This is a genomic window from Agrobacterium sp. 33MFTa1.1 (assembly GCF_004328495.1).
GTDB classification, from domain to species: domain Bacteria; phylum Pseudomonadota; class Alphaproteobacteria; order Rhizobiales; family Rhizobiaceae; genus Agrobacterium; species Agrobacterium pusense.
The window spans coordinates 2,242,303-2,268,056 of record NZ_CP036358.1 but is presented as its reverse complement, the minus strand read 5'-3'; the positions used below and the strand labels follow the sequence as shown (position 1 = coordinate 2,268,056).

At 58.9% G+C, this 25,754-nt stretch carries 27 protein-coding genes; 18 read left to right on the top strand and 9 right to left on the bottom strand.

The window, feature by feature from the left end:
* Positions 1–34: 34 nt before the first annotated feature.
* The 4 genes from EYD00_RS11400 to ppa all read left to right on the top strand — a co-directional run bounded on the left by EYD00_RS11400 (position 35) and on the right by ppa (position 5,475).
* Complete coding sequence (locus EYD00_RS11400) at positions 35–2,095, top strand: M3 family metallopeptidase (RefSeq protein ID WP_004443862.1); 2,061 nt, start codon at positions 35–37, stop codon at positions 2,093–2,095.
* Between the two features lie 150 nt (positions 2,096–2,245).
* The gene (typA, locus tag EYD00_RS11395) at positions 2,246–4,069 is read left to right on the top strand and encodes a translational GTPase TypA (protein ID WP_004443860.1); all 1,824 of its coding nucleotides are present in this window, start codon (positions 2,246–2,248) and stop codon (positions 4,067–4,069) included.
* Between the two features lie 209 nt (positions 4,070–4,278).
* Entirely contained in the window at positions 4,279–4,785 is a 507-nt protein-coding gene (locus EYD00_RS11390) for a GNAT family N-acetyltransferase (RefSeq protein WP_004443858.1), read from the top strand.
* 156 nt (positions 4,786–4,941) lie between these two features.
* Positions 4,942–5,475, top strand: a complete 534-nt coding sequence (gene ppa / locus EYD00_RS11380) for an inorganic diphosphatase (RefSeq protein ID WP_004443856.1) — start codon at positions 4,942–4,944, stop codon at positions 5,473–5,475.
* Positions 5,476–5,481: 6 nt separating this feature from the next.
* Here ppa and EYD00_RS25910 read toward each other — a convergent pair whose 3' ends face one another.
* A complete protein-coding gene (locus tag EYD00_RS25910) occupies positions 5,482–5,787 on the bottom strand; it encodes a DUF167 domain-containing protein (RefSeq protein WP_004443852.1) in 306 nt (101 codons plus the stop codon).
* Positions 5,784–6,074: a YggT family protein gene (locus EYD00_RS25905; RefSeq protein WP_004443850.1), complete on the bottom strand. Its 291-nt coding sequence runs from the start codon at positions 6,072–6,074 to the stop codon at positions 5,784–5,786. The genes EYD00_RS25910 and EYD00_RS25905 overlap by 4 nt, the downstream gene beginning before the upstream one ends.
* 244 nt (positions 6,075–6,318) lie before the next feature.
* Here EYD00_RS25905 and EYD00_RS11370 point away from each other — a divergent pair, with 244 nt between their 5' ends.
* Positions 6,319–7,551 carry an MFS transporter gene (locus tag EYD00_RS11370; protein ID WP_034500086.1) on the top strand — a complete coding sequence of 411 codons (1,233 nt, stop codon included), beginning with the start codon at positions 6,319–6,321 and terminating at the stop codon, positions 7,549–7,551.
* 115 nt (positions 7,552–7,666) lie between these two features.
* Here EYD00_RS11370 and EYD00_RS11365 read toward each other — a convergent pair whose 3' ends face one another.
* The 6 genes from EYD00_RS11365 to hemC form a co-directional block, all read right to left on the bottom strand.
* Positions 7,667–8,398, bottom strand: coding sequence for a glutamine amidotransferase (locus EYD00_RS11365; protein ID WP_004443845.1), 732 nt, complete (start codon positions 8,396–8,398; stop codon positions 7,667–7,669).
* Complete coding sequence (locus EYD00_RS11360) at positions 8,388–8,876, bottom strand: tellurite resistance TerB family protein (RefSeq protein ID WP_004443844.1); 489 nt, start codon at positions 8,874–8,876, stop codon at positions 8,388–8,390. Before EYD00_RS11360 ends, EYD00_RS11365 begins: the two co-directional genes overlap by 11 nt.
* Before the next feature lie 14 nt (positions 8,877–8,890).
* A complete protein-coding gene (locus EYD00_RS11355) occupies positions 8,891–10,507 on the bottom strand; it encodes a heme biosynthesis protein HemY (RefSeq protein ID WP_004443842.1) in 1,617 nt (538 codons plus the stop codon).
* A 4-nt stretch (positions 10,508–10,511) separates the two neighbouring features.
* Complete coding sequence (locus EYD00_RS11350) at positions 10,512–11,957, bottom strand: COG4223 family protein (RefSeq protein WP_004443840.1); 1,446 nt, start codon at positions 11,955–11,957, stop codon at positions 10,512–10,514.
* Between the two features lie 73 nt (positions 11,958–12,030).
* Positions 12,031–12,771 (bottom strand): uroporphyrinogen-III synthase, encoded by a 741-nt coding sequence (locus tag EYD00_RS11345; RefSeq protein ID WP_004443839.1) that lies wholly within the window; start codon positions 12,769–12,771, stop codon positions 12,031–12,033.
* 4 nt (positions 12,772–12,775) lie between these two features.
* Entirely contained in the window at positions 12,776–13,705 is a 930-nt protein-coding gene (gene hemC, locus EYD00_RS11340; protein ID WP_004443838.1) for a hydroxymethylbilane synthase, read from the bottom strand.
* Positions 13,706–13,778: 73 nt separating this feature from the next.
* Between hemC and tsaD the strand changes: the two genes are divergently transcribed.
* Genes tsaD through EYD00_RS11315 form a run of 5 tightly spaced genes read left to right on the top strand, consistent with a single transcriptional unit; the run spans position 13,779 to position 17,272 of the window.
* Positions 13,779–14,876 (top strand): tRNA (adenosine(37)-N6)-threonylcarbamoyltransferase complex transferase subunit TsaD, encoded by a 1,098-nt coding sequence (tsaD, locus tag EYD00_RS11335; protein ID WP_004443835.1) that lies wholly within the window; start codon positions 13,779–13,781, stop codon positions 14,874–14,876.
* Positions 14,876–15,859, top strand: a complete 984-nt coding sequence (locus EYD00_RS11330; RefSeq protein ID WP_004443833.1) for an NAD(P)H-dependent glycerol-3-phosphate dehydrogenase — start codon at positions 14,876–14,878, stop codon at positions 15,857–15,859. Before tsaD ends, EYD00_RS11330 begins: the two co-directional genes overlap by 1 nt.
* Before the next feature lie 17 nt (positions 15,860–15,876).
* Complete coding sequence (locus EYD00_RS11325; RefSeq protein ID WP_004443827.1) at positions 15,877–16,170, top strand: YciI-like protein; 294 nt, start codon at positions 15,877–15,879, stop codon at positions 16,168–16,170.
* 6 nt (positions 16,171–16,176) lie between these two features.
* Positions 16,177–16,620, top strand: coding sequence for an EVE domain-containing protein (locus EYD00_RS11320; RefSeq protein WP_004443825.1), 444 nt, complete (start codon positions 16,177–16,179; stop codon positions 16,618–16,620).
* Between the two features lie 7 nt (positions 16,621–16,627).
* Positions 16,628–17,272 (top strand): class I SAM-dependent methyltransferase, encoded by a 645-nt coding sequence (locus tag EYD00_RS11315; RefSeq protein ID WP_004443822.1) that lies wholly within the window; start codon positions 16,628–16,630, stop codon positions 17,270–17,272.
* On the opposite strand, the gene EYD00_RS11310 is transcribed toward EYD00_RS11315, so the two are convergent.
* On the bottom strand, positions 17,273–17,641 hold the full coding sequence (locus EYD00_RS11310; protein WP_004443820.1) for a hypothetical protein: 369 nt from the start codon (positions 17,639–17,641) through the stop codon (positions 17,273–17,275).
* A gap of 305 nt (positions 17,642–17,946) precedes the next feature.
* Here EYD00_RS11310 and sdhC point away from each other — a divergent pair, with 305 nt between their 5' ends.
* From sdhC to sucC, 8 genes are all read left to right on the top strand, one after another.
* Entirely contained in the window at positions 17,947–18,339 is a 393-nt protein-coding gene (sdhC, locus tag EYD00_RS11305; protein ID WP_004443817.1) for a succinate dehydrogenase, cytochrome b556 subunit, read from the top strand.
* Positions 18,340–18,351: 12 nt separating this feature from the next.
* A complete protein-coding gene (gene sdhD, locus EYD00_RS11300) occupies positions 18,352–18,732 on the top strand; it encodes a succinate dehydrogenase, hydrophobic membrane anchor protein (RefSeq protein WP_004443814.1) in 381 nt (126 codons plus the stop codon).
* Between the two features lie 7 nt (positions 18,733–18,739).
* Complete coding sequence (sdhA, locus tag EYD00_RS11295) at positions 18,740–20,581, top strand: succinate dehydrogenase flavoprotein subunit (protein ID WP_004443812.1); 1,842 nt, start codon at positions 18,740–18,742, stop codon at positions 20,579–20,581.
* A 15-nt stretch (positions 20,582–20,596) separates the two neighbouring features.
* Complete coding sequence (locus tag EYD00_RS11290; RefSeq protein WP_004443810.1) at positions 20,597–21,376, top strand: succinate dehydrogenase iron-sulfur subunit; 780 nt, start codon at positions 20,597–20,599, stop codon at positions 21,374–21,376.
* A 204-nt stretch (positions 21,377–21,580) separates the two neighbouring features.
* Entirely contained in the window at positions 21,581–22,123 is a 543-nt protein-coding gene (locus EYD00_RS11285; RefSeq protein WP_004443808.1) for a protease inhibitor Inh/omp19 family protein, read from the top strand.
* A gap of 92 nt (positions 22,124–22,215) precedes the next feature.
* Positions 22,216–23,379, top strand: a complete 1,164-nt coding sequence (gene zapE, locus EYD00_RS11280) for a cell division protein ZapE (RefSeq protein ID WP_004443806.1) — start codon at positions 22,216–22,218, stop codon at positions 23,377–23,379.
* A 178-nt stretch (positions 23,380–23,557) separates the two neighbouring features.
* Positions 23,558–24,520: a malate dehydrogenase gene (gene mdh / locus EYD00_RS11275; RefSeq protein ID WP_004443804.1), complete on the top strand. Its 963-nt coding sequence runs from the start codon at positions 23,558–23,560 to the stop codon at positions 24,518–24,520.
* A 33-nt stretch (positions 24,521–24,553) separates the two neighbouring features.
* Positions 24,554–25,747, top strand: a complete 1,194-nt coding sequence (gene sucC, locus EYD00_RS11270; RefSeq protein ID WP_004443803.1) for an ADP-forming succinate--CoA ligase subunit beta — start codon at positions 24,554–24,556, stop codon at positions 25,745–25,747.
* The last annotated feature ends 7 nt before the right edge of the window (positions 25,748–25,754 follow it).

Genomic DNA, 25,754 nt, shown 5'->3' with positions numbered 1-25,754 from the left:
TATGGCTAAACCGGAATTGTACGAGGAACATGAAATGCCATCTGAGACCGCGCTTTATCCCGCACTCGTTCACTGGAACGGTCACAATGGTCTGCCAAAATTCGATGCAGTCAGGGATGAGGATTTCGCTCCGGCCTTTGACGCCGCACTTGGTTCCCATGAGCAGGAGATCGATGCGATCGCAGCCAATGTTGAGGCGCCGACATTTGCAAACACTGTAACTGCGCTTGAGGTCGCGGGTGACGATCTTTCACGCATTTCGGCGCTGTTCTGGAACAGGGCAGGAGCGAACACCAATGGCGTGATCCAGGCGCTGGAGCGGGAGATTGCTCCGAAAATGTCGCGGCACTATTCTAAGATCGGCATGAACGCGGCTCTGTTCAAGCGCATCGATACCTTGTGGGAAAAACGCGAGACACTTGGGCTGACGGGTGAGGAAAACCGTGTTCTCGAACGGCACTGGAAGGGTTTCGTGCGCTCCGGCGCGAAATTGCCGAAAGACCGGCAGGAGCGGCTGGCGGCGATCAATGAGGAGCTGGCCGGTCTCGGTGCAAAGTTCGGGCAGAATGTACTGGCGGATGAAAAGAACTGGAAGCTCTTGCTTTCCACGGAAGAGGAACTTGCCGGCATTCCCGGTTTTCTGCGCGACGCAATGGCGGGTGCGGCCCGTGAGCATGGCGAGGATGGCATGTTCGCCGTCACCCTTTCCCGTTCCATCATCGAGCCCTTCCTGACATTTTCCGAACGTCGAGACCTGCGTGAACAGGCGTTCAGGGCATGGGCGGCGCGCGGTGAAAACGGCGGCGAGACCGACAATCGAGAGATCGTCCGCCGCACGCTTGAACTGCGCGAGGAGAAGGCGAAGCTTCTCGGTTATGCGAATTTCGCCGCCTATAAGCTTGACGACACGATGGCAAAGACGCCCGATGCCGTGAACGGCCTTCTGGGGCAGGTCTGGGAAAAGGCCGTTCGCCGCGCGGGTGAGGAGGAGGCTGAGCTTGCCGCCATCATCGCCGCGGAAGGCAAAAACCACGACGTTCTGCCATGGGACTGGCGACATTACGCCGAAAAGCTCCGCGCTCAGAAATTCAATTTCTCCGAGGCGGAACTGAAACCTTATCTGCAGCTGGAAAAGATCATTGAAGCCTGCTTCGATGTGGCCGGGCGGCTGTTTGGAATTCGTGCCGTCGAGGTCAAGGGTGTCGCCGCCTATCACCCGGACGTCCGGGTTTTCGAGATCCGCGACGACCAGGGCGATCTGAAGGCCATGTTCCTCGGCGATTATTTCGCGCGGCCCTCCAAGCGATCAGGCGCATGGATGAGTTCGTTCCAATCGCAGCACAAGTTGCCGCTGAAAAACGGTACGGTCGGAGAAATCCCGATCATCTATAATGTCTGCAACTTCGCCAAACCGGCCGAAGGTAAGCCCGCGCTTCTTTCGCTTGACGATGCGCGTACACTCTTCCACGAATTCGGCCACGCGCTGCATGGCATGTTGTCCGATGTCACCTACCCTTCGGTGTCGGGAACGGGCGTATCGTGCGATTTCGTCGAATTGCCCTCGCAGCTTTACGAGCACTGGCTGACTGTGCCGGAAATCCTGGAAAAATACGCCCTGCATTATGAAACTGGTGCGGCAATGCCGAAGGCGCTGCTGGACAAGGTTCTGGCCGCACAGACCTTCAATGCCGGCTTCAGCACGGTGGAGTTTACCTCTTCGGCGATTGTCGACATGGCGTTCCACACGCGCGACAGCGTCGACGACCCGATGGCCGTGCAGGGTGAGGTTCTTTCAACGCTCAACATGCCTAAATCCATCGTCATGCGCCATGCGACACCGCATTTTCAGCACGTTTTCTCCGGCGACGGTTATTCCGCTGGATATTATTCTTACATGTGGTCGGAAGTGCTGGATGCCGATGCCTTTTCCGCCTTCGAGGAAACCGGCAATGCCTTCGATAGCGATATGGCGCGGCGGCTGAAGGACAACATCTACTCCGTCGGTGGTTCCGTGGATCCCGAGGAAGCCTATCTCGCCTTCCGCGGCAAGATGCCGAGCCCGGACGCGATGCTTTCGAAGCGCGGTCTCCTATAAGAGACTGTCATATTTCTGAGCTAGAAGCTGAGCGCAGGGGGCTTATGACATGAGCCCCCCTTTCGCATTTGCAAAAAAAAGGTTATGAGCGCGCCAAACTAAATTGGCGTTTCTCATCAATATAGCGCCCAACCTCAGAGATTTTGAACAATGGCACTTCGCAACATCGCGATCATCGCGCACGTTGACCATGGAAAAACGACGCTTGTTGACGAGCTTCTGAAGCAATCCGGTTCGTTCCGTGAAAACCAGCGCGTGATGGAACGCGTTATGGATTCCAACGACATCGAAAAAGAGCGCGGCATCACCATTCTCGCCAAGGCGACCTCGATCGAGTGGAAAGATACCCGCATCAACATCGTCGACACCCCCGGCCACGCCGACTTCGGCGGTGAAGTCGAGCGTATCCTGTCGATGGTGGACGGCGCCATCGTTCTCGTTGACGCTGCCGAAGGCCCTATGCCGCAGACGAAGTTCGTGGTTGGCAAGGCGCTGAAGGTCGGCCTTCGCCCGATCGTCGCCATCAACAAGATCGACCGTCCGGATGCCCGCCATGAGGAAGTCGTCAACGAAGTCTTCGACCTTTTCGCGGCTCTGGATGCAACCGACGAGCAGCTCGACTTCCCGATCCTCTACGGCTCGGGCCGTTCCGGCTGGATGAACGTCAATCCGGAAGGCCCGACTGATGAAGGTCTTGCGCCGCTCCTCGATCTCGTCGTCAAGCACGTGCCGGAGCCCAAGGTCGAAGAAGGTCCGTTCCGCATGATCGGCACGATCCTCGAAGCCAACAACTTCCTCGGCCGCATCATCACCGGCCGTATCGCTTCCGGTTCGATCAAGCCGAACCAGGCGGTCAAGGTTCTCGGCCAGGATGGCAAGCTGATTGAAAACGGCCGCATCTCCAAGATTCTTGCTTTCCGTGGCATCGAGCGCACCTCGATCGAAGAAGCCCATGCAGGCGACATCGTCGCCATCGCAGGTCTCTCCAAGGGCACCGTCGCCGACACCTTCTGTGACCCTGCCGTCATGGAGCCGATGCAGGCGCAGCCGATCGATCCGCCAACCGTTACCATGTCCTTCATCGTCAACGATTCGCCGCTCGCCGGCACCGAAGGCGACAAGGTGACGAGCCGCGTCATCCGCGACCGTCTGTTCAAGGAAGCTGAAGGTAACGTTGCGCTGAAGATCGAAGAATCCGCCGACAAGGATTCCTTCTTCGTATCTGGCCGTGGCGAATTGCAGCTGGCGGTTCTGATCGAAAACATGCGCCGCGAAGGTTTTGAGCTTGCCGTTTCGCGTCCGCGCGTCGTCATGCACAAGGATGAGAACGGCCAGCTGATGGAGCCGGTCGAAGAAGTTGTCATCGACGTGGATGAGGAGCATTCCGGCGTCGTCGTGCAGAAGATGTCCGAGCGCAAGGCCGAAATGGTCGAGCTTCGCCCCTCCGGCGGCAACCGCGTCCGTCTGGTGTTCTTCGCGCCGACCCGTGGTCTGATCGGTTACCAGTCGGAACTCCTGACCGACACGCGCGGTACGGCCGTCATGAACCGCCTGTTCCACGACTACCAGCCTTACAAGGGCGAGATCGGCGGTCGCGTCAACGGCGTTCTGCTGTCGAACGAGTCGGGCGAAGCTGTTGCCTATGCTCTGTTCAACCTCGAAGATCGCGGCCCGATGATCATCGATGCCGGTGAGAAGGTTTATGCAGGCATGATCATCGGCATTCACAGCCGTGACAACGACCTCGACGTGAACGTGCTGAAGGGCAAGAAGCTCACCAACATCCGCGCCGCCGGCAAGGATGAAGCCGTGAAGCTCACCCCCCCGATCAAGTTCACGCTGGAGCGCGCACTTTCCTGGATTCAGGATGACGAACTCGTTGAAGTCACGCCGAAGTCTATCCGTCTTCGCAAGCTCTATCTCGATCCGAATGACCGCAAGCGTTTCGAAAAGGCAAAGCTTGCTGCCAGCTGATCGGTTCGATCCCTGTTTCGAAAACCCGGCCTTGCGCCGGGTTTTTTTATGCATTCTTTTTTATGTGTGCATGAGTCGAAAGGAGCTTTGCCAAAGGTTAAGGATGCGTTAATTTTTTCTGGTCGTCCACATGAATAGGCTGTGGGTAAGCTTGCCGGCGTTAACCTTTATGACTGGTAAGTTTCAGTGGCCGGGGCCAGAATCGCGTTATGAAAACGTTATCCATCGATGTTCGCCGTGCTGAACCGCAAGATGCGCGCGCCATATCCGAGGCGCACCGTCTGTCGTGGCAACAGGCCTATGCCGGGCTTATCCCGCATCGGCCGTTGACGCAGATGCTCGAGCGCCGTGGCGAAATCTGGTGGAAAAAGGCAACCAAGGGTTCCGCAACCATGCTGGTGGTTGAAGTGGCGGGCGTTGTTGCCGGCTACGCGACGCTGGGCCTAAGCCGGGCGCGCGGACTGCCGCATGACGGCGAAATTTATGAACTCTATCTCCGTCCGGAATATCAGGGCATCGGCCTCGGATCACTGCTTTTTACGGAAGCGCGCCGGTTGCTGACCTCGCTTGGCTGCAACGGTATTGTCGTCTGGTGCCTTGAGGACAGCGATGTAGCCAATCGCTTTTTCCGCTCGCATGGCGGGCGCGACATTGCCGAAGGAATGGAAGATTTCGGTGGCAAATCACTTCGCAAGGTCGGTTTCGTCTGGAACTGACGGCGCAAATTCCGGGATTGTCGTTTCGCGTCCGGTCGTGACCGCATCGCTGACACCCAATTTATCCATTATGCCTTATATGCCCACAGCCGTGTTGCAATGCGCAGACTTTCCCAGTATCGAAAACCAAATCCAACCCGCGAATGAGGGAAGCGAATGCGTATCGATGCAATTTCCGTAGGCAAAAATCCGCCGGAAGACGTTAATGTTATCGTTGAAGTGCCGGTCGGTGGACACCCGATCAAGTACGAGATGGACAAGGATGCCGGTGCGCTGATCGTTGATCGCTTCCTCTACACGCCGATGACCTATCCGGGTAACTATGGTTTCGTACCGCACACCCTGTCCGACGATGGCGATCCGATCGACGTTCTCATCTGCAACACCCGCCCGCTGGTACCGGGCTGCGTCATCAATGTTCGTCCCATCGGCGTGATGATCATGGAAGATGATGGCGGCAAGGACGAGAAGATTCTGGCGGTTCCGGTTCCGAAACTGACCCGTCGTTACGACAAGGTCAATAATTACACCGATCTTCCGGAAATCACGCTGAAGCAGATCGAGCACTTCTTCGAGCACTACAAGGATCTGGAGCCCGGCAAGTGGGTGAAGATGGGCGGCTGGCAGGATGTTGACGTTGCCAAGAAGCTGATCGTCGAAGCCATCGAGCGCTACAAGGCGCAGGGCTGATCTGGTCTAAAGCTTCTTGAATCGGTCTTCAAAATCCTCCGGGTCGGTGTCGATCCGGAGGATTTTTTTGCGCGCTGTTTCGCCCGAAACGAAGCTGATGGCGGTTTTGGGTACGCCAAGTTTCTTTGCCAGCAAAACAGTCAGGGCCTTGTTCGCCTTACCGCCTTCCGGCACGGCGCTGACCCGGGCCTTTAGCTGCGCGTTTCCGTCCGCATCCAGCTCCACGCCATCAATCGCGTCCCGCCCGCCATTCGGTGTGAGGCGAACGGAGAGCCGGATATGATCACCGTGTTTTTGCCAGCAGCCGTTCACGCGAACATCGGGTACAGCGTGTTCCACATGAAGGAGCGGATGAAGAAGATGATCAGGAGCACGATGATCGGCGAAATGTCGATGCCACCGAGATTGGGCAGAACGCGACGGATGGGGCGCAGAACCGGTTCCGTGACATTGAACAGAAAGCTGCCGATGGCGTTCACGAACTGGTTGCGGGAATTGATGACGTTGAAGGCGTAAAGCCATGAAAAAATGGCGCTGCCAATCAGCACCCAGGTATAGAGGTTCAAGGCCAGATCGATGGTCTGAAACAGGGCAAGCATCAATATCTCCGTATCTTGGTTGCAAGACATTTAGACATTCGTCGCTGAACCGGCAAGTGTTGCGCCGAATCGTAATCATCACCGGTTAGATCCACCTGCTGTGATCGTGGTCTAACTCATAACCGGGCGGCAGGATTTCACGCAAAAACCGCTCACACTTTGCGCGATCGCGATGGTGAGGGCTGGTGATTCCTGTCATATCGCTTTATTGCCATCACACATTTTCTTCGCGAGCACCCAGCCGATGTCTCTTCCTTCTGCCGAAAACCGTTTCGGTGCATTCCGGCATTCATCCTATCGACGTTTCTTCAGCGCCCGGTTTTTTTCGGCCTTTGCCATACAGATCGTCAGTGTTTCGGTTGGGTGGCAAATGTATGAAGTGACCGGCAATGCCTTTTATCTCGGCCTGATCGGTCTTTTCCAGTTTCTGCCGTCCCTTCTTTTGATCCTTGTTACGGGAACGGTTGCCGACCGTCACAATCGCCGGCGTATTATGGCCATATGCCTGATGGTTGCGGCGCTCTGTGCCGTCGCTCTTCTGGCGCTGACACTCACGCACAGCTTTTCCCCTTGGCCGGTATTCGCCATTCTTGTCGTCTTCGGCATAGAGCGCGCTTTCATGGGACCGGCGGTCCAGTCGCTGGCGCCCAATCTCGTGCCGGTAGAGGATTTGCCGAACGCCATCGCCTGGAATTCTTCTTCCTGGCAGATGGCCTCCATTCTCGGTCCCGTTGCCGGCGGCCTGCTTTATGGTCTCGGCGCCTCCGTTGCCTACAGTGTGGCGCTCGTGCTTTTTATCGTCTCCGCAGGACTTGCGGTGGCGATCCGCAAGCCGGAACAACGCGGCCCGGCAAAGGCGATCAGCCTCGAAACCATGCTCGCCGGGTTTAAATTCATCTCGCAGGAAAAGATCGTCCTCGGTGCAATATCGCTCGATCTCTTCGCGGTGTTGCTGGGTGGCGCGGTTGCATTGATGCCGATCTTTGCCAAGGAAGTGCTGACGCTCGGCCCGTGGGGCCTCGGGCTTCTGCGCGCGGCGCCCGGTATCGGCGCCATCACCGTCGCCGTTATTCTGGCATTCAAGCCCATTCGTCACCATGCCGGCCTGCTGATGTTCGCTGGCGTTGGCCTTTTCGGCGTTTCAACCGTGGTCTTCGGACTTTCGCAAACCGCGTGGCTGTCCATCGCCGCGTTGGTAGTCATGGGCGCATCGGACATGGTATCGGTCTATGTGCGAGAAAGGTTGATCGCGCTTTGGACACCGGATGAGGTACGCGGGCGTGTGAACGCGGTGAACATGGTCTTCGTCGGCGCATCGAACGAACTGGGTGAGTTTCGTGCCGGTACCATGGCTCATGTTGTGGGTGCCGTTCCAGCCGTTGTCATCGGCGGGGCTGGCACGCTCGCCGTGGCGGTCATCTGGGCGCTCGGCTTTTCCAAGCTGCGCAAGATCGACAATCTCGACGCGCCGCACTGACAGCGATGGGTCTCAGATCGTCTTGGCTTTTCTTCGAAGCGCAAAAACGATCCAACTTTTTGTTTTCACGGATTATCCGGACGTAAAGCCGCAGCGCATCTTTACCGGAAATGCTCTAGCGCTGCGCCTTGCCCTCAAAAACCAGATCGAGAAAATTGCTGAGCCATGCCCTGAGCGGCGTATCAAACAGCATGCGGCCTTCCAGATGCTGGCTGCCCACCTGGGCATTGGGCATGCCGAAACGCTGCGCGCCGTGCACCACCCAGCTATGCATCATGGCACGTGTCAGTTCGGCGTGAAACTGCAGGCCCCAGGCATTTTTTCCATATCGATAGGCCTGGTTGGGGTAGGTCTCGCCCGATGCCAGAAGTTCGGCTCCACGCGGCAGCTCAAAGCCTTCGCGATGGAAGTGATAGACCATCTTCGGCCAGTGCGGCATCAGAAGCCGCCCATGTTCGGTGGCATGGAGCGGATACCAGCCAATCTCCACCTTGCCGTCCCTGTCGGCTTCCACCCTGCCGCCCAAATGTTTGGACAACATCTGCGCACCGAGACAGATGCCGAGAAAAGGCTTGTTTTCCTTCAGCGGCACTTTCAGCCAGTCGATTTCGGCTTTGACATAATCATGCGGATCATTGGCGCTCATCGGGCCGCCGAAAATGATGGCTCCGGCGTGTTTTTCCAGCGTCTGCGGCAGGTCATCGCCGAGCGCGGGACGCCTTACATCGAGACGATACCCTTTTTCCACCAGCATCTGGCCGACGCGACCGGGCGTGGAGCGTTCCTGATGCAGGACGATGAGCAGCGAAGGTTGTTGTTTCTGTTGCCTGGAGGGGTCAAACAGCATCGTCTTCGTTTTCGCTTTCTTCAGCGGGTCCGGACCTCGTGGCGGCCTGCTGACGTTGCAGGACCCTGTCGCGCACGGAAACACCCAGCAGATCCGCGACACGCCAGATCACATGGTCTTCCATCTCGCTTCGTTCGCCGTCAGCGTAAACAATATCCCATAATATGCCAATAAGCTCCACGCGCTGATCTTCATCCAGGTGGCGACGGATATCGGTAGTAAAGCGGTAATAATCGACGGCTTCCTTGCCGGCCTCCTGGCCGGCGGCGAGCAGGGCATCAAGCTTGCCGCCGTCGAGATGATAATATTCATGCAGAATTTCGCGAAGACGATCACGCTCGCTTTTCGAGATGGTGCCATCGGCTTCCATGACCTGAAAACAGAGGGCGGCTACCGCCACCCTCAGATCATCGGGACTGAAATCACCTGCCTGCGGGCCGACGAGGTTCTGAATAAACGACTGTATTTGCTGGAACATCGATAGCCTGCTCGTCAGAAGAGTTTGAGCCGTGTCTTGGGTTCGGCTTCCGCGCCGGATTTCTTCACACCCGGATCATCTGGCGCACCGCCGAAAAAGGGCACTGCTTCGGCCTTTTCATTCGCCGCTTCGGTTTCCACCGGCGCTTCGATCGTGACGGGCTTTTTCTCCGTCGGAGCCGAAACACTCGGTTTTACCTCTATGGGCTCAGCCGAAGCCCGCTTTGGCTCCGCACGGGTCTCGGGCGCGGTTTCCACGACGACCGTCTTTACCGTCGGTTCGGTCCTTGCGGGTGCTGCGGCAATCGCGTTTTCGATTGTCAGATCTTCAACAGGGCCTTCCAGCTGCCCGAAAGGCGCTTTCCATTCGAAGGCATCGAGACGACCCGTGACAGGCGAGACCGGCAGCCATTTTTCAGAGACGATACCGTCGGCGACCCATGCCGGATCACGCGGCGCGCGCAGTGCCTGCGCCATCCAGTAGCGCACACGGCCCTGATCCCCGGTTTCGGCCTCCTCGATATCGGCCATCAAGAGGAAAATGCTTTCGCGCGGCTCGATCCGGGCGGCGGCCTCGGCCTTCGCCCGGGCCTTGGCGAATTCCTTGGCGTCGAGCGCCGCCTGCGCCACGGCAAACAGGGATTCGATGTTGTTGGGCTTCAGACTTTCAAGCCGCTCTGCCCGCTTCAGACGGTCGATGGCGGTATCGCCGCTGCGGGCGCGTACGTAAAGTTCGGCGATCTGCGGATGCGGATCGTTTTTCCAGACGGGTTCAAGGATCGCGGCGGCCTTGCGCAGATTGTCTTCGCGCAGGTAGGACTTCGCCGCGATAAGCGCTGCCGGCACGAGGCCTTTTGCAAGCTTGAGAGCGTGCTTCGCGTCCTCGCGCGCACCTACCGGGTCGCTTTCCAGTTTCTCGCCGGCCTTGGCAGTGAGAAGCACGGCTTTCAGCCGCTCCGCCTCGCCGCGTTCGATGACGCTGGCCGCCTTCTGCTGATCAAGCAGACGGATGGCATCGTCCCACTGCCCATTGCGGCATCGGTTTTCCAGCGTCGCCTGTGCCGCCCATGGCAGATAGGGTGCTTTTTCCGCGGCGTCCTCGGCATATTGCTGGGCGGCTTCGTAAGCGCCCTGACGACGTGCCTCGATATAGAGGCCGCGAAGGCCGAGTTCACGCGTTTCGGGATCACGCGCCATGGCCTCGAACTTACGGCGCGCCTCATCATATTTGCCTTCGATGAGATCGGCCTGTGCATCGAGCAGGTGAATTAGCGGCTCCTGATCGGCACTCAGTAGTCCCTGCGTGCGGGCCGTCATCTTCCGTGCAAGAATGGCATTGCCAGCGCCAGCGGCGATGAGGCCAGTGGAGAGCGCCTGATAACCGCGGTCGCGCTTGCGCGCGCGGAAATAACGACGGGCGGCATTAGGCGAAGTCCATACGGCGTTGACGATCCACCAGAGCAACATGGCAGCAGCGATGAGCGCCGCGATGATGGAGGCTGCGACCATCAGGCTCATTTCGATCAGCTGACCTTGCCAGACGATGGAAAGGACGCCCGGCCTGTCAGCCAGCCAGGAGAAACCGAAGCCGAGAGCCAGAACGATAACGGCGAAAGTCAGAATTCTGGTCATGCCCTTACCCCTGCCTGCCGGTGCTGGTGATGGCGCGGTTCAACGTGCCGCCCACCAGATTTTCGACCTCGACGCGCGCATCCAGAGATTTCTTGTAATCAGCGGATGCCGTCTTGGCGGCATCCGGAAGACCGTTCCACTCAAGTGCCGCGCCCTGAAGATCGCCATTGCGCAGCTTGTTTTCCACGCGTGCGATCCTGGCTTCGGGGGTTTCGCCTTCGATGTTTCCGACGGGTCGCACCTTCACCAGCGAAAAGGCGCTTTCGGTCAGGCGTTCCATGATGCCCTGATTGGGGTCAGGCTGGTTTATGGCTGAGAGCATCGCATTGGCGACATCGGGGAACTTCTGCATCAGCTCCGAGCGTGATGGTACGCCGGTTGCGGCGAAGGATTGCAGCGATGCGATGGCCGGATCGTCGGGCGTTACCTTGGACAGGGTATCGAGTTCCGTCAGGAACGGTCCACCGCGATCGATCGCGGCCTTCAGCGCGGCCGATGCTATAGCGCGGGCGACTTCGATATCGTCGCGCGGCTCGTTGATCTTGGCTTCAGCATCAGCGAGACGGCGTGTCAGTTCCGCTGTCGCCGAAGTCTGCGCAGACCGTTCCGACTGGAGAGCCGCTTCGAGGGCGGTGATTTTCTCTGACAGCCCATCGACCTGCGAGGCCTCCCCCTTCACGCCTTCAAGGGTTGCGATGCGCTGTTCCAGCGCCGAGGTGTCGGAGGCTGGCGCATTGGCAAGCTGCTGGCGCAAGCTGTCCAGATCGGTTTTAAGGGCAGCGATTTCCTCGCTTCCCGCCTTGCCTGCATTAAAGGAGGGCAGGATGCCTGCATATTGCATGCTGCCGGCGGCGGCGAGCGCCACAAGGCCGCCGACGATACCTGCCGCGATCAGGCCCGAGGTCGCCGCCTGTTTGCTTTCGACCCGCTGCGGTATGGAGGGCTTTGCCGGTCCTGAGGACGAGGTCGCGGTCGAAGGCTTTGCCGTGGTGGCGCCGCCGGATGCGCTGGTGGAGGCTGTGGATCCGGAGGCAGGCTTTGCTGTTGCAGCCGCGGCAGCGGTCGTCTGGGCGGTGCCTGTCGAAGATTTACTATCGGCTTGAGGCGGAGCGGAGGAGGGCGAGACAGGCGCTTTCTGTCCGTTATCCAGGTTCTCCGCCTTCGGTGTCGCCGCCACGGCGTCCGCTTTCCCGACATTGGGCTCGGGCTCGAGAGGGGGTCTCTTTGGCTGATCCCATATCGGTGCGGCATTGCCTGTTGCGGTTGCTTCCGATCTGATATCCGAAACTGCGGAATCCGCTGCGGTCTCCGGGGTTTTGTCACCGGGCTTTTTGTCGGTCTCGGCGGCATCCACGTCGGCGGAAACTGCTTTCACGTCTTTGGCGTCCAGGTCGATCGTGACCGGTTCGGCTTTGGACTTGGAGTGGCGTGGCGGCTTTCCCGATACCATGACAACCTCATTTCTGCCTGCAGTACTCTAAACCTAGTCAGTGACGGCGGCAAAGGAAAGAGGCGAGCTCGAATTAGGTTCCAGAGTTGCGGTGCAGAAGTTCAAACATCGCAGCCTCGTTCGGCTCTTTGGCAGCAACGGCGTTGACGCGGAAGATTTCCGGAACGAGAGAAAACACGTTGCGGCTGATGCAGATGAATTGTGTTCTCGCCAACGCCTTTTCGTATTTTTCCGTCGATACATGATGGAAAAATGCCCGCGCCGCTTCCGATGAATAAAGCAGGACCACATCCGCCGCGTTTTTCACCAGGGCCGTTTCGAGCACAGTTTCAGGAACGTTGCAGGGCAGCATCTCGTAACAGTCGACCGTTTTGAAGGCAATGCCGGCGGCGGCAAGGCCTTCCTCGAAGACGGCGCCACGGGGTCGGCCGGCGAGATAAAGCAGGGGTTCTTTCTCGGAAAACAGGGCCGCGCGTTCAGTCACCAGCGCGTTCAGACTTACGGCATCGCCGGAAGCGGTGAGAATGTGTTTGAAACCGATTTTTTCCGCCGCTTCAGCCGTTGCCCTTCCGACGGCGAACAGCGGTTTTGACAGATTGGGAACCAGCCGGTCTCGTGATGTCTCCAGTGCCCGCAAAGCCTCTGCGCTGGTCACGGCGATGGCCGCCATTGGGTGCGACAGCGCCGAGACGGCGCGCTCGTGATGATGGACGGGATAGAACAGCGGCAGTAGCGCCGGCGTGTGGCCGAGCGCTTCGAGTTTTGCGGCCGTCCTTTCGCCCGAACGCTGCGGCCGGGTGACGACGATCCGCATTGGCTCAGCCCCAGCCTTCGAAGAAACTGCTGCCTGCCTTGGCGCGTACCTTTTCGCCGGCCTGTTGGCCCAGCCTCGCCGCATCCCTGCGGTTGCCGGAGATTTCGATGCCATGGCTCGTCTGGCCATCGGGGGTGAGGATGAGGCCGTAAAAATGCAGTTCCTCGCCGTCACAGGTGGCATAACCGGCAATCGGCGTGCGGCAGGAACCGTCAAGCGCCGCGAGAAAGGCGCGCTCACAGCTCACTGAATCATGAGTGGGCCTGTCGTTTATGGGCGCGAGCAGTTCGTCCATGCGCGTATCGCCGATGCGGCTTTCCACGCCGATTGCGCCTTGGGCTGGAGCGGGAGGGAACTCCTTCGGGTCAAGAATTTCCGTCGGAACGTTGTCCTTTCCGAGCCGCTTCAGGCCCGCAAGGGCAAGAAGTGTCGCGTCCGCCTGGCCTTCCTCCAGCTTACGCAGCCTCGTATCGACCTGACCGCGAAAAATGATCACGCTCAGATCCGGCCGCAGGCGACGGATCAGCGCCTGGCGACGCAGGGACGCGGAGCCGACCACGGCGCCATGCGGCAGTTCGAGCAGCTTCGGCGCGGTGCGGCCGATGAAGGCGTCGCGTATGTCTTCACGCGGCAGGAAGGCGGACAGATAAAGGCCTTGCGGCAAAACGGTCGGCATGTCCTTTGAGGAATGCACGGCCATATCGAGTTCGCCTGACAGGAGCTGGCTTTCCAGTTCTTCGGTAAACAGGCCCTTGCCGCCGATTTCGGACAAGGCGCGATCGGTTATCCGGTCGCCCTTGGTGGATAGCACGACAATTTCGAACATGTCTTCCGGCAGACCATGCGCCGCCATCAGCCGGTTGCGCGTCTCATAAGCCTGCGCGAGCGCCAGCGGGCTGCCGCGCGTGCCGATTCGGAAAGGTTTTGTTTGCATCCGCGTCTATCCATTGTTACCGGAGTTGTCTTAGACCAACTCCGCGCATAATCGCAATGAACGAACAGATGTGATGACCCCCTTTCTTCGTATCCTCGGCATAGAGACAAGCTGTGACGAAACCGCTGCATCCATTGTGGTTCGGCATGCAGATGGGCGCGGCGAGATCGTCTCCGACGTCGTTTTGTCGCAGCTTGAGGAACACAGCGCCTATGGCGGTGTGGTGCCGGAAATTGCCGCACGGGCCCATGTCGAGGCGCTGGATACGCTTGTGGAAGAAGCGCTGGAGCAGGCAGGCGTGACCCTTGCCGACGTCGATGCCGTTGCTGCTACCTCCGGCCCCGGGCTGATCGGCGGCCTGCTGGTGGGCTTGATGACGGGCAAGGCCATCGCAAAAGCAGCAGGCAAGCCGCTTTATGCGATCAACCATCTGGAAGGACATGCACTGACGGCGCGCCTCACCGATGGTCTATCTTTTCCCTATCTGATGCTGCTCGTGTCCGGTGGCCATACTCAGCTGGTGCTGGTGCGTGGCGTTGGCGATTATGAGCGCTGGGGCACCACCATCGATGATGCGCTCGGCGAGGCCTTCGACAAGACCGCGAAACTTCTCGGCCTGCCCTATCCCGGGGGCCCTGCGGTTGAGAAGGCGGCGGCAAAAGGCGATCCCGACCGCTTTCCGCTTCCTCGTCCGATGGTCGGCGAGACCAGGCTCGATTTTTCCTTTTCCGGCCTGAAAACGGCGGTACGGCAGGCGGCGACCGCGATCGCGCCGCTGTCCGAGCAGGACATTGCCGATATCTGCGCATCGTTCCAGAAAGCGGTCTCACGCACACTCAAGGACCGGATTGGCCGTGGTCTTGCCCGTTTCAAGCAGGAGTTTCCGCATATGGAAACCCAGCGTGCCCTGGTCGTCGCAGGCGGCGTTGCGGCCAATCAGCAAATCCGCCAGACGCTGCAGTCGCTTTGCGATACCCATGGCTTTCGTTTCGTTGCGCCGCCGCACCGGCTCTGCACCGATAATGCAGCCATGATCGCATGGGCCGGGCTGGAGCGAATGGCCGACGGCCGAGAAGCCGATCCGCTGGAAATCCCGCCGCGCTCGCGCTGGCCGCTCGACGGCAGTGCGGAGACATTGATCGGTTTCGGTAAAAGGGGAGCCAAGGCCTGATGCAGCGGGAGAAAATCGTCGTCATCGGCGCCGGCGCCTTCGGAACTGCGCTTGCCGTCGTCATCGCGCTGGAAAACCGGCACGACGTGATCCTGATCGGCCGCGATCCATCCCTGATGGCCGACCTCAGGAGCGACCGCGTACATGAGGCGGCGCTGCCTGGCGTCGAACTGCCGGATGTGCTTGAATTTTCCGCCGAGCCGGATGTTCTGACCAGTGCCGGCATCGTCCTCTTTGCGATGCCTTCGCAGGCTCATGCCGATGCGGCTCGTCATTATCGTCCTTATCTGGCTAATGACTCGATCGTCGTTACCTGCGCGAAGGGTATCGACCGGAGTTCCGGTCGGCTGCTCACGGAACTTCTGGAAGCGGAATTGCCCCGTCATCCGATCGCGGTTCTCTCCGGTCCGGGCTTCGCGGCCGATATTGCTCGAGGTCTACCGACGGCCATGGCGATTGCGGCGGAAGATGCAACAATAGCCGAGCGGCTTGCGACTACGATCTCCGGCAAGACCTTCCGGCTTTATGCCTCGACAGACCGCATCGGCGTGCAGCTTGGCGGCGCACTGAAAAATATCCTCGCCATTGCCGCCGGCATCGTTGAAGGCGCGGGCCTCGGCGATTCCGCCCGGGCGGCGCTGATATCGCGCGGGCTTGCCGAAATGTCGCGCCTCATCGTTGCCATGGGCGGCAAGGCCGATACGGTACGCGGCCTCTCTGGTCTTGGCGATCTGGTGCTGACCGCCACCAGCCACCAGTCGCGCAACCTGCGTTTCGGCATCGCGCTTGGCCGAGGTAACGGTAAGGACATGTCCGGCGGGCTGGTAGAGGGTGCCTTTGCGGCTGCCGTCGCCGCCCGGCTGGGAGAAAGTCACACCGTGGACATGCCCGTTACCGAAGCGGTGGCCGCTATCATCGACGGAAATCTGGATGTGGCGAGCGCCATGCAACAATTGATGACACGGCCCATCACAACCGAATAAGGCATAAGGAGACGAAAATGCTGTTCGCTTTTATCTGCAAGGACAAGCCCGGCCACCTGAACGTGCGCATGGAAACGCGCCCGGCGCATCTGGAGCATCTGAACAGGCTCAATTCCGAGGGCACGCTGAAGATCGCCGGGCCTTTTCTCGACGCCGAAGGCAAGCCGAATGGCAGCCTCGTCATCGTGGAAGCCGCCGATATCGATGCGGCCAAGGCTCTTGCCGAAGCCGATCCCTATGCAAAGGCTGGCCTGTTCGAAAGCGTGGACGTGAAGCCCTATAACTGGGTCTTCAACAATCCGGGAGCTTGAGCGGGCATGGCGAATTATTGGCTTTACAAGTCCGAGCCGTTCAAATGGTCGTGGGAGATGCAGAAGGCCAAGGGCGAGGCTGGCGAAGAGTGGACCGGCGTGCGCAATTATCAGGCGCGCAACAACATGCGCGCCATGAAGATTGGCGACAAGGGCTTCTTTTACCACTCCAATGAGGGACTGGATGTTGTCGGCATCGTCGAAGTCTGTGCGTTGTCGCATCCGGACTCGACCGCCGAAGGTGATCTGAAGTGGGATTGTGTCGACATCCGCGCCGTCTGCGATATGCCGCAGCCGGTTTCGCTAAAGGATGTTAAGGCCAATCCGAAGCTGGCGAATATGTCGCTTGTCACCTCCATGCGGCTTTCCGTGCAGCCGGTGACGGAAGAGGAGTATCTTGAGGTCTGCCGCATGGGCGGGCTCGCAAATCCTCCGAAATCCCCGGATTGAAGCGTCGGTGAGGACCGATCCCGAACGCTTCATCCTCGACAATACCGGCATCATGCATCCGCCTCATGTGCCGGAACTCTCCCTTCATCTCGCGACCGAAGCGCATGAGCTCTGGCTGAAGACGGAAGAGGAACTGGAGCAGATTGGCTTGCCGCCGCCTTTCTGGGCTTTTGCCTGGGCCGGCGGGCAGGGTCTTGCCCGTTATGTGCTCGATCACACGGAAAGCGTAAGCGGCAAGCGTGTGGTGGATTTTGCCAGCGGCTCCGGGTTGGTTGCCATAGCTGCTGCAAAGGCCGGCGCTGCGACCGTGCTTGCCGCCGATATAGATCCGTGGACGGAAACGGCTGTTCGTATGAATGCAGGCCTGAATGGGGTTGATATCGGCTTTACCCATGCCGATCTGATCGGCCGCGCCATTGAGGCTGATGTCCTGCTGGCAGGAGATGTCTTTTACGACCGGGCCTTTGCGGATCTCCTCGTGCCATGGTTTATAAACCTGACTGACCGGGGCGTCAGCGTTCTCGTTGGAGATCCAGGCAGGGCCTACCTGCCGAAACAGCGTCTTGAGGCCCTCGCGACCTATCAGGTTACCGTCAGCCGTGCGCTGGAAGACAGCGAAGTGAAGAAGACCACCGTCTGGCGCTTCCTCTGATCAGGGGCGAATAATGCAGACACCGTGCTGGTAAACGCAGGCATCATCCGCATTATCGGTATTCACGGTAATGATTTTTGCTCTGGGCGCCGGCAATAAACGGGGTCCGGTCGTGGCAATCTGCGGCGATATTTCGCTGCCAGTCGCGAAATAATTGCCGTTGCCTCGAACTCTTAGTGCGGAAATGCTTCCGACATAGGTGCCCCCAGGCAGCGTGGACGGCAGGCCGTCGGTTGAAAAGCTGACTTGCGATTGACTGTGACGATAGGAATTCTGACTATGAAAATCGCCCGCCAAAGAGGGCAGCGCGTAAGTTGAAATCCCGCCTGAAACGATCATGACCAAGGCAACGATTCGGTGCTGTAACATGAGCTTCATGCTCCGGTTTTTTGAGTTAACCAATCGTAAATTACACCTTTTCGGAATTACGTAAAGGTAAATATTTTGAGGGCGTAAATCTTGGAAACGCTCGATTTTTTATTTTCATGCAAAAAAATTCCAAAAAAAATCCGCGAACCAATCGATTAAATTGGAATCCGCCATGAAATGTGCTTGTGGTGATGCGCCCATGTGATTAAACGTCGCGGTTGGTGCAATGCACATTCTTTCGTCATGTGCTGTTGCTTGGGGGCGTCCTGTCTTGTGGACGCACGGGAAAACGCCGCGAGGTTCTGATGGCGAATGTGACAAATAACCGGCCTCTGTCGCCGCATCTTCAAATTTACAAGCCGATTCCGACGATGGTGGCCTCCATCATCCACCGCGTAACCGGCGGCGCGCTCTATTTCGGTACGCTTCTGGTCGCCTGGTGGCTTATCGCGCTGGCATCCGGTCCAGCTTATTATGACTGGGTCAGCTGGGCGATGGGCACCATCATCGGCAAGATCGTTCTCGTCGGCTACACCTGGGCGCTGGTTCACCACATGATCGGCGGCCTGCGCCACCTGATGTGGGACCTCGGGCACGGCTTCGAGAAGCACTTCACCACCAAGCTGGCAAAGGCCTCCTTCGTGGCGTCTATCTGTCTGACCGCGCTGATCTGGGTCATCGTCCTGATCGTGCGCTGAGGAGATACTTACATGGATATGCGTACACCTCTCGGGAAGGTTCGCGGTCTCGGCTCCGCCAAGGAAGGCACCGACCATTTCTGGCGCCAGCGCCTGACGGCCGTTTCGAACATTCCGTTGCTGACCTTTTTCGTTGTCTTTCTGATCAAATATGCCGGCGCGCCCTATCCGGAAGTCGTCGCTGCGCTTTCCAACCCGCTCGTCGCTGTCATCATGGCTCTGGTGCTGGTCTCCGGTCTCATCCACATGAAGCTCGGCATGCAGGTCATCATCGAAGACTACATTCACGCCGAAGTTCCGAAGCTCGTTCTTCTGATGCTGAATACATTTTTCGCGATCCTCATCGGTGGCCTGTCTGTCTTCGCCATCCTGAAAATCGCATTCGTAGGATAAGTTCGTCATGGCTTCGATCAGTTCACCTTCCCAGAATGGCAAGGCCTACACCTATGTCGATCACTCCTATGACGTGATCGTGGTGGGCGCCGGCGGCGCCGGTCTGCGCGCTACACTCGGCATGGCCGAACAGGGTTTCAAGACCGCCTGCATCACCAAGGTTTTCCCGACGCGCTCCCACACCGTCGCAGCGCAGGGCGGCATCGCCGCATCGCTCACCAACATGACGCCGGACTGTTGGCAGTGGCACCTTTACGACACCGTAAAGGGCTCCGACTGGCTGGGCGATGTCGACGCGATGCAATATCTCGCCATGGAAGCGCCGAAGGCGGTCTATGAGCTGGAGCATTACGGCGTGCCTTTCTCGCGTAACGAAGAAGGCAAGATCTACCAGCGCCCCTTCGGCGGCCACATGCAGAATTACGGTGAAGGCCCACCGGTGCAGCGCACCTGTGCCGCCGCCGACCGTACCGGTCACGCCATTCTGCACACGCTTTATGGCCAGTCGCTGCGCAACAATGCGGAATTCTTCATCGAATATTTCGCGCTCGACCTCATCATGGCGCCGGATGGCCGCTGCACCGGCGTCGTTGCCTGGAACCTCGATGACGGCACGATCCACCGCTTCGCTGCCAAGATGGTCGTTCTGGCGACCGGCGGTTACGGCCGCGCCTATTTCTCGGCGACGTCTGCCCACACCTGCACCGGCGACGGCGGCGGCATGATCGCCCGTGCGGGCCTGCCGCTTCAGGACATGGAATTCGTGCAGTTCCACCCGACCGGTATTTATGGCGCGGGCTGCCTCATCACCGAAGGCGCGCGCGGCGAAGGCGGCTATCTCGTCAACTCCGAAGGCGAACGCTTCATGGAGCGTTATGCACCTTCGGCAAAGGACCTTGCCTCGCGTGACGTTGTCTCCCGCTGCATGACGATGGAAATCCGTGAAGGCCGCGGCGTCGGCAAGAACAAGGACCACATCTTCCTGCATCTCGATCATCTCGATCCTGCGATCCTGCATGAGCGTCTTCCGGGTATTTCCGAAAGCGCCAAGATCTTCGCCGGCGTTGACGTGACCCGGGAGCCGATCCCGGTCCTGCCGACGGTTCACTACAACATGGGCGGCATTCCGACCAACTATTGGGGTGAAGTGCTGAATGCCGATGCCAACAACCCGGAACGCATCGCGCCCGGCCTGATGGCGGTCGGCGAAGCCGGTTGCGCCTCGGTTCACGGCGCCAACCGTCTTGGCTCCAACTCGCTGATCGACCTCGTGGTCTTCGGTCGTGCCGCCGCCATCCGCGCCGCTCAGGTCATTAATCGTGACGAGGCGATTCCCGCTCTCGATACGGCTGCCTGCGACAGGATCATGGAACGCTTTGACAGCCTGCGTTATGCCAACGGCTCGACGCCGACGGCGGTGCTGCGCGACAAGATGCAGCGCGCCATGCAGGACGATGCGGCCGTGTTCCGCACACAGGAATCGCTCGAAAGCGGCTGCCGCCGTCTCTCGGCGATCTGGAAGGAACTGCCCGACGTCAAGGTCACCGACCGTTCGATGGTCTGGAATTCCGACCTGGTCGAAACGCTCGAGTTGCATAACCTCATGGCCAATGCCATCACCACGGTCTACGGCGCGGAAGCGCGCAAGGAAAGCCGTGGTTCGCATGCCCGCGAGGATTTCGTCGACGGTCCGTTCGGTGGTCGCGACGACGTGAACTGGCGCAAGCATACGCTTGCCTGGGTCAGCCCCGAAGGCGACGTGAAGCTCGACTATCGCCCGGTTCACACCGACCTGATCGCCGACGGCATCGATCCGAAAAAGATCGAGCCGAAGGCGCGTGTCTACTGATTTGAGGAACTGGATATGGTTGAACTTGCTCTCCCCAAGAATTCCCAGATCAACGAAGGCAAGGTCTGGCCGAAGCCGGATGGTGCCAAGAATGTGCGCGAATACCGCGTCTATCGCTGGAACCCGGATGACGGCCAGAACCCGCGCATCGACACTTTCTATATTGATGTCGATGATTGCGGACCGATGGTTCTCGATGCGCTTCTTTACATCAAGAACAACATCGACCCGACGCTGACGCTACGCCGCTCCTGCCGCGAAGGCATCTGCGGTTCCTGCGCGATGAACATCGACGGCACCAATACGCTCGCCTGCACCAAGGGCATGGACGAGATCAACGGCACGGTGAAGGTTTATCCGCTGCCGCATATGCCTGTCGTGAAGGACCTTGTTCCTGACCTGTCGAACTTCTACGCCCAGCACCGCTCGATCGAGCCCTGGCTGAAGACGGTTTCGCCCACACCCGCCAAGGAATGGAAGCAGAGCCATGAGGATCGCCTGAAGCTGGACGGTCTTTATGAGTGCATTCTCTGCGCCTGCTGCTCCACGTCCTGTCCCAGCTACTGGTGGAATGGCGACCGTTATCTGGGTCCGGCCGTTCTGCTGCAGGCCTATCGCTGGCTGATCGACAGCCGCGATGAGGCGACCGGCGAGCGTCTCGACAATCTCGAGGACCCGTTCCGTCTCTACCGCTGCCATACGATCATGAACTGCGCGCAGGCTTGCCCGAAAGGCTTGAACCCGGCCAAGGCGATTGCGGAAATCAAGAAGATGATGGTTGAGCGCCGCGTCTGAGGACGAATCGCCGACCGCAGAGATTTATCGGGCCGCGGTCTCGACCGTGGCCCTTTTTTCAACCCGGCGTGGGAAAATTCGGTAAAAATTGACCGAAATGGTAATTATCCCGGCCATCGCTTGCGCAAGATAAGGCTTTGGTAATAATTCAGCCTTCTTGTTTGGTCATCGTCTTTCCGGAAGCGAGAGAATCGGGAGCTTGATATGCAATTCAGATATGTGGTGACGGGCCTTGCGGTTGTGATGAGCCTTGCCGGTTGCCAACGTACCTCCTACGATTACAACAACAACGCCAGCAACAATCCCGGTTATACGCCGCCCCTGCAGGCGCAGCCGGTGCCCTCCGTTCAGTCTGGCGCCCTGCCGCCGCCCGGTGGTGCCAATGGCAGCCAGTTCCCGTCGGCGCCTGCTTCGGCGACACCCGGCGGCACCAATGTTGCATCCGCTGCTCCACCGGCAACAGCTCTCGACGTGACCAAGGAATCCATGGTCGGCAACTGGCGCGTTTCTAATGGCGGGGCCAATTGCGATATGTTCCTGACGCTCACCAACCTGGGCAGCGGATCGCGTGGCGGCACGCGTGGTTGCTCCGGCGAGCTGACGGCGATGGGGTCCTGGGAAGTATCCGGCAAGATGGTCGTCTTCAAGAATCGCTCGGGTGACACTATCGGCCGCGTCTACAAGAGCGCAGACGCACGCTTCGACGGCACGACCAATAGCGGGCAGCCGCTCAGCCTCAGCCGATGAGTCGTTCCGGTGCAGCCGGAACGTTCATTCTGCTCTAAGCCATTCCATTCGTCGCGGGTTCCGTGCTGCATCCGCGACCGGGGCGTCTTTTCATGAAGCCATTGCCTGATTACAATCATAGTGTCGTTGAACAGCTCAACGCATTGACGGCAGCTGGCACCTTGCAGGCCGATGCCGCCCAGCTTGGTGTGGCGGCCCATCTCGACAGAATTCTCGCCGATCTGAAGGCCCGCAAGCCTGCCAAGAAGAAGAGCGCGCTCGGCTGGATGTTCGCACGCAAGGCCGGTCCAGCAACGACGGTGAAAGGGCTTTATGTCTATGGCAGTGTCGGCCGCGGCAAGACGATGCTGATGGACATGTTTTACGAAATGGCGCCCGTTTCTTCCAAGCGGCGTTGCCATTTTCATGAATTCATGGCGGATGTGCATAATCGTGTGCATGCGCACCGGCAGAAGCTGAAGAATGGCGAGACCAAACAGGCCGATCCGATTCCGCCTGTCGCCGCCCAGCTTCTGGCGGAGGCCGAACTCCTGTGTTTCGATGAATTTACCGTGACGGATATTGCTGATGCGATGATCCTCGCGCGGCTATTCAGCGAGCTCTTCGCCAATGGCTGCACATTGGTGACGACCTCCAATGTCGTTCCGGACAATCTCTACAAGGATGGTCTCAATCGCGGCCTGTTCCTGCCCTTTGTCGAGCTGCTGAAGAAGCATGTGGAGGTGGTGACGCTGGACAGTCCCACCGATTATCGGATGGAGAAGCTGGAAAGCCTGCCGGTCTATGTGACGCCGCTTGATGGCGCGGCCGATCAGGCGATGGATATGGCGTGGCGGCACATGACCGGCGGGCACCTTGTTGCACCAACCGAGATACCCATGAAGGGTCGTTCCATCCTGGTGCCGCGCGCCAGCGGCCGTGTGGCGCGTTTTTCCTTTTCCGACCTTTGCGAGAAGCCGCTCGGGGCTTCCGACTTCCTTGCCATCGCCAATCGTTTCGACACGGTCTTCATCGACCACATTCCATTTTTGAACGCGGACAAACGGAACGAAACCAAGCGTTTCATCATCCTCATCGACGCGCTTTATGATCACAGCGTCAGGCTGTTCGCGTCGGCAGCCGCTATGCCGGAAGACCTGCTCGGCAAACGCAAGGGAACGGAAGGTTTCGAGTTCGATCGCACCGCCTCGCGTCTGTTTGAAATGCGTAGCGCCGATTATCTGGCGCTTCATCAAGAAAAACGGCAGAAAGTTTGACACTTTCGTGACGCATTTTCTTACGTTTACGTAAGAAAATATTGATCTAAACGATTGAAAATACTCAGCAGAAAAGAATCTGTTGCCTATTTTGGCCAATGGGTCTAATCGGAGTGCGACAATTTGGCTGCCGGTTTGGCGCGGTGAAATTGAATTGAAGCTCAAGAGGAAGCATTCGATGGCTCGCAAAAAGATTGCACTTATTGGTTCTGGCATGATCGGCGGCACGCTGGCGCATCTGGCCAGCCTGAAGGAACTGGGCGATATCGTCCTCTTCGATATTGCTGACGGCATCCCGCAGGGCAAGGGCCTGGATATTGCCCAGTCCGGCCCGGTTGAAGGCTTCAATGCAAAGCTCACCGGCGCATCCGATTACGCTGCCATCGAAGGCGCTGACGTCTGCATCGTCACCGCTGGTGTTGCCCGCAAGCCCGGCATGAGCCGCGACGATCTTCTCGGCATCAACCTCAAGGTCATGGAACAGGTCGGCGCCGGCATCAAGAAATATGCCCCGAACGCTTTCGTCATCTGCATCACCAATCCGCTCGACGCCATGGTCTGGGCGCTGCAGAAGTTCTCCGGCCTGCCGAAGAACAAGGTCGTCGGTATGGCCGGCGTTCTCGACAGCGCGCGTTTCCGCCTCTTCCTCGCCGAAGAGTTCAACGTTTCGGTTGAAGACGTCACCGCCTTCGTTCTCGGCGGCCACGGCGACACCATGGTGCCGCTCGCCCGTTACTCCACCGTTGCTGGCGTTCCGCTGACCGATCTCGTAAAGATGGGCTGGCTGACGGCCGAGCGTCTCGAAGAGATCATCCAGCGCACCCGTGACGGCGGCGCCGAAATCGTTGGTCTCTTGAAGACCGGCTCGGCCTATTACGCCCCGGCTGCCTCGGCAATCGAGATGGCTGAATCCTACCTCAAGGACAAGAAGCGCGTTCTGCCCGCCGCTGCCCACCTTTCGGGCCAGTATGGCGTAGACGACATGTATGTCGGCGTTCCCACCATCATCGGTGCAGGCGGTATCGAGCGCATCATCGAGATCGAACTCAACAAGGAAGAAGAAGCTGCCTTCCAGAAGTCCGTCGGCGCTGTCGCTGGTCTCTGCGAAGCCTGCATCAACATCGCTCCGTCGCTGAAGTAACAACTTCAAGCGGTTCCAAACAGGGATTATTCCATGAATATTCACGAATATCAGGCCAAGGCTCTTCTGAAGGGCTACGGCGCGCCGGTTGCCGAAGGCGTTGCCATTCTCAAGGTCGAAGAAGCCGAAGCTGCCGCAAAGCAGCTTCCGGGCCCGCTCTATGTCGTCAAGAGCCAGATCCATGCTGGCGGCCGCGGCAAGGGCAAGTTCAAGGAACTCGGCCCGGACGCCAAGGGCGGCGTTCGTCTGGCCAAGTCCATTGAAGAAGTCGTTTCCCACGCCAAGGACATGCTCGGCAACACGCTGGTAACGGCGCAGACGGGCGATGCCGGCAAGCAGGTCAACCGTCTCTATATCGAAGACGGCGCTGATATCGCTCGCGAACTCTATTGCTCGCTGTTGGTAGACCGTTCGGTCGGCCAGGTTGCCTTCGTGGTTTCCACTGAAGGCGGCATGGACATCGAAGCCGTCGCCCACGACACGCCTGAAAAGATCCACACCATCGCCATCAACCCTGAAAAGGGCGTTTCCGATGCCGACGTTGCTGCGATCTCCAAGGCGCTTGAGCTTGACGGCGTTGCAGCCGAAGATGCCAAGTCGCTCTTCCCGATCCTTTACAAGGCCTTCAGCGAGAAGGACATGGCTCTCCTCGAGATCAACCCGCTGATCGTCATGGAAAATGGCCATCTGCGCGTTCTCGACGCCAAAGTTTCCTTCGATGGCAACGCCATGTTCCGCCATGACGACGTCAAGGCGCTGCGCGACGAAACCGAAGAAGACGCCAAGGAAATCGAAGCCTCCAAGTGGGACCTCGCTTACGTCGCCCTCGACGGCAACATCGGCTGCATGGTCAACGGCGCTGGCCTTGCCATGGCGACGATGGACATCATCAAGCTTTACGGCAAAGAGCCGGCAAACTTCTGCGACGTCGGCGGCGGCGCCGGCAAGGAGAAGGTTGCGGCAGCTTTCAAGATCATCACTGCCGACCCGAAGGTCGAGGGCATCCTCGTCAACATCTTCGGTGGCATCATGAAGTGCGATGTCATTGCCGAGGGCGTTATCGCCGCGGTGAAGGAAGTCGGTCTGCAGGTTCCGCTCGTTGTTCGCCTTGAAGGCACCAATGTCGAACTTGGCAAGAAGCTTCTGAACGAATCGGGCCTTGCGATTACGGCTGCTGACGATCTGGACGACGCAGCCAAGAAGATCGTCGCGGCGATCAACGGCTAATTGAGGG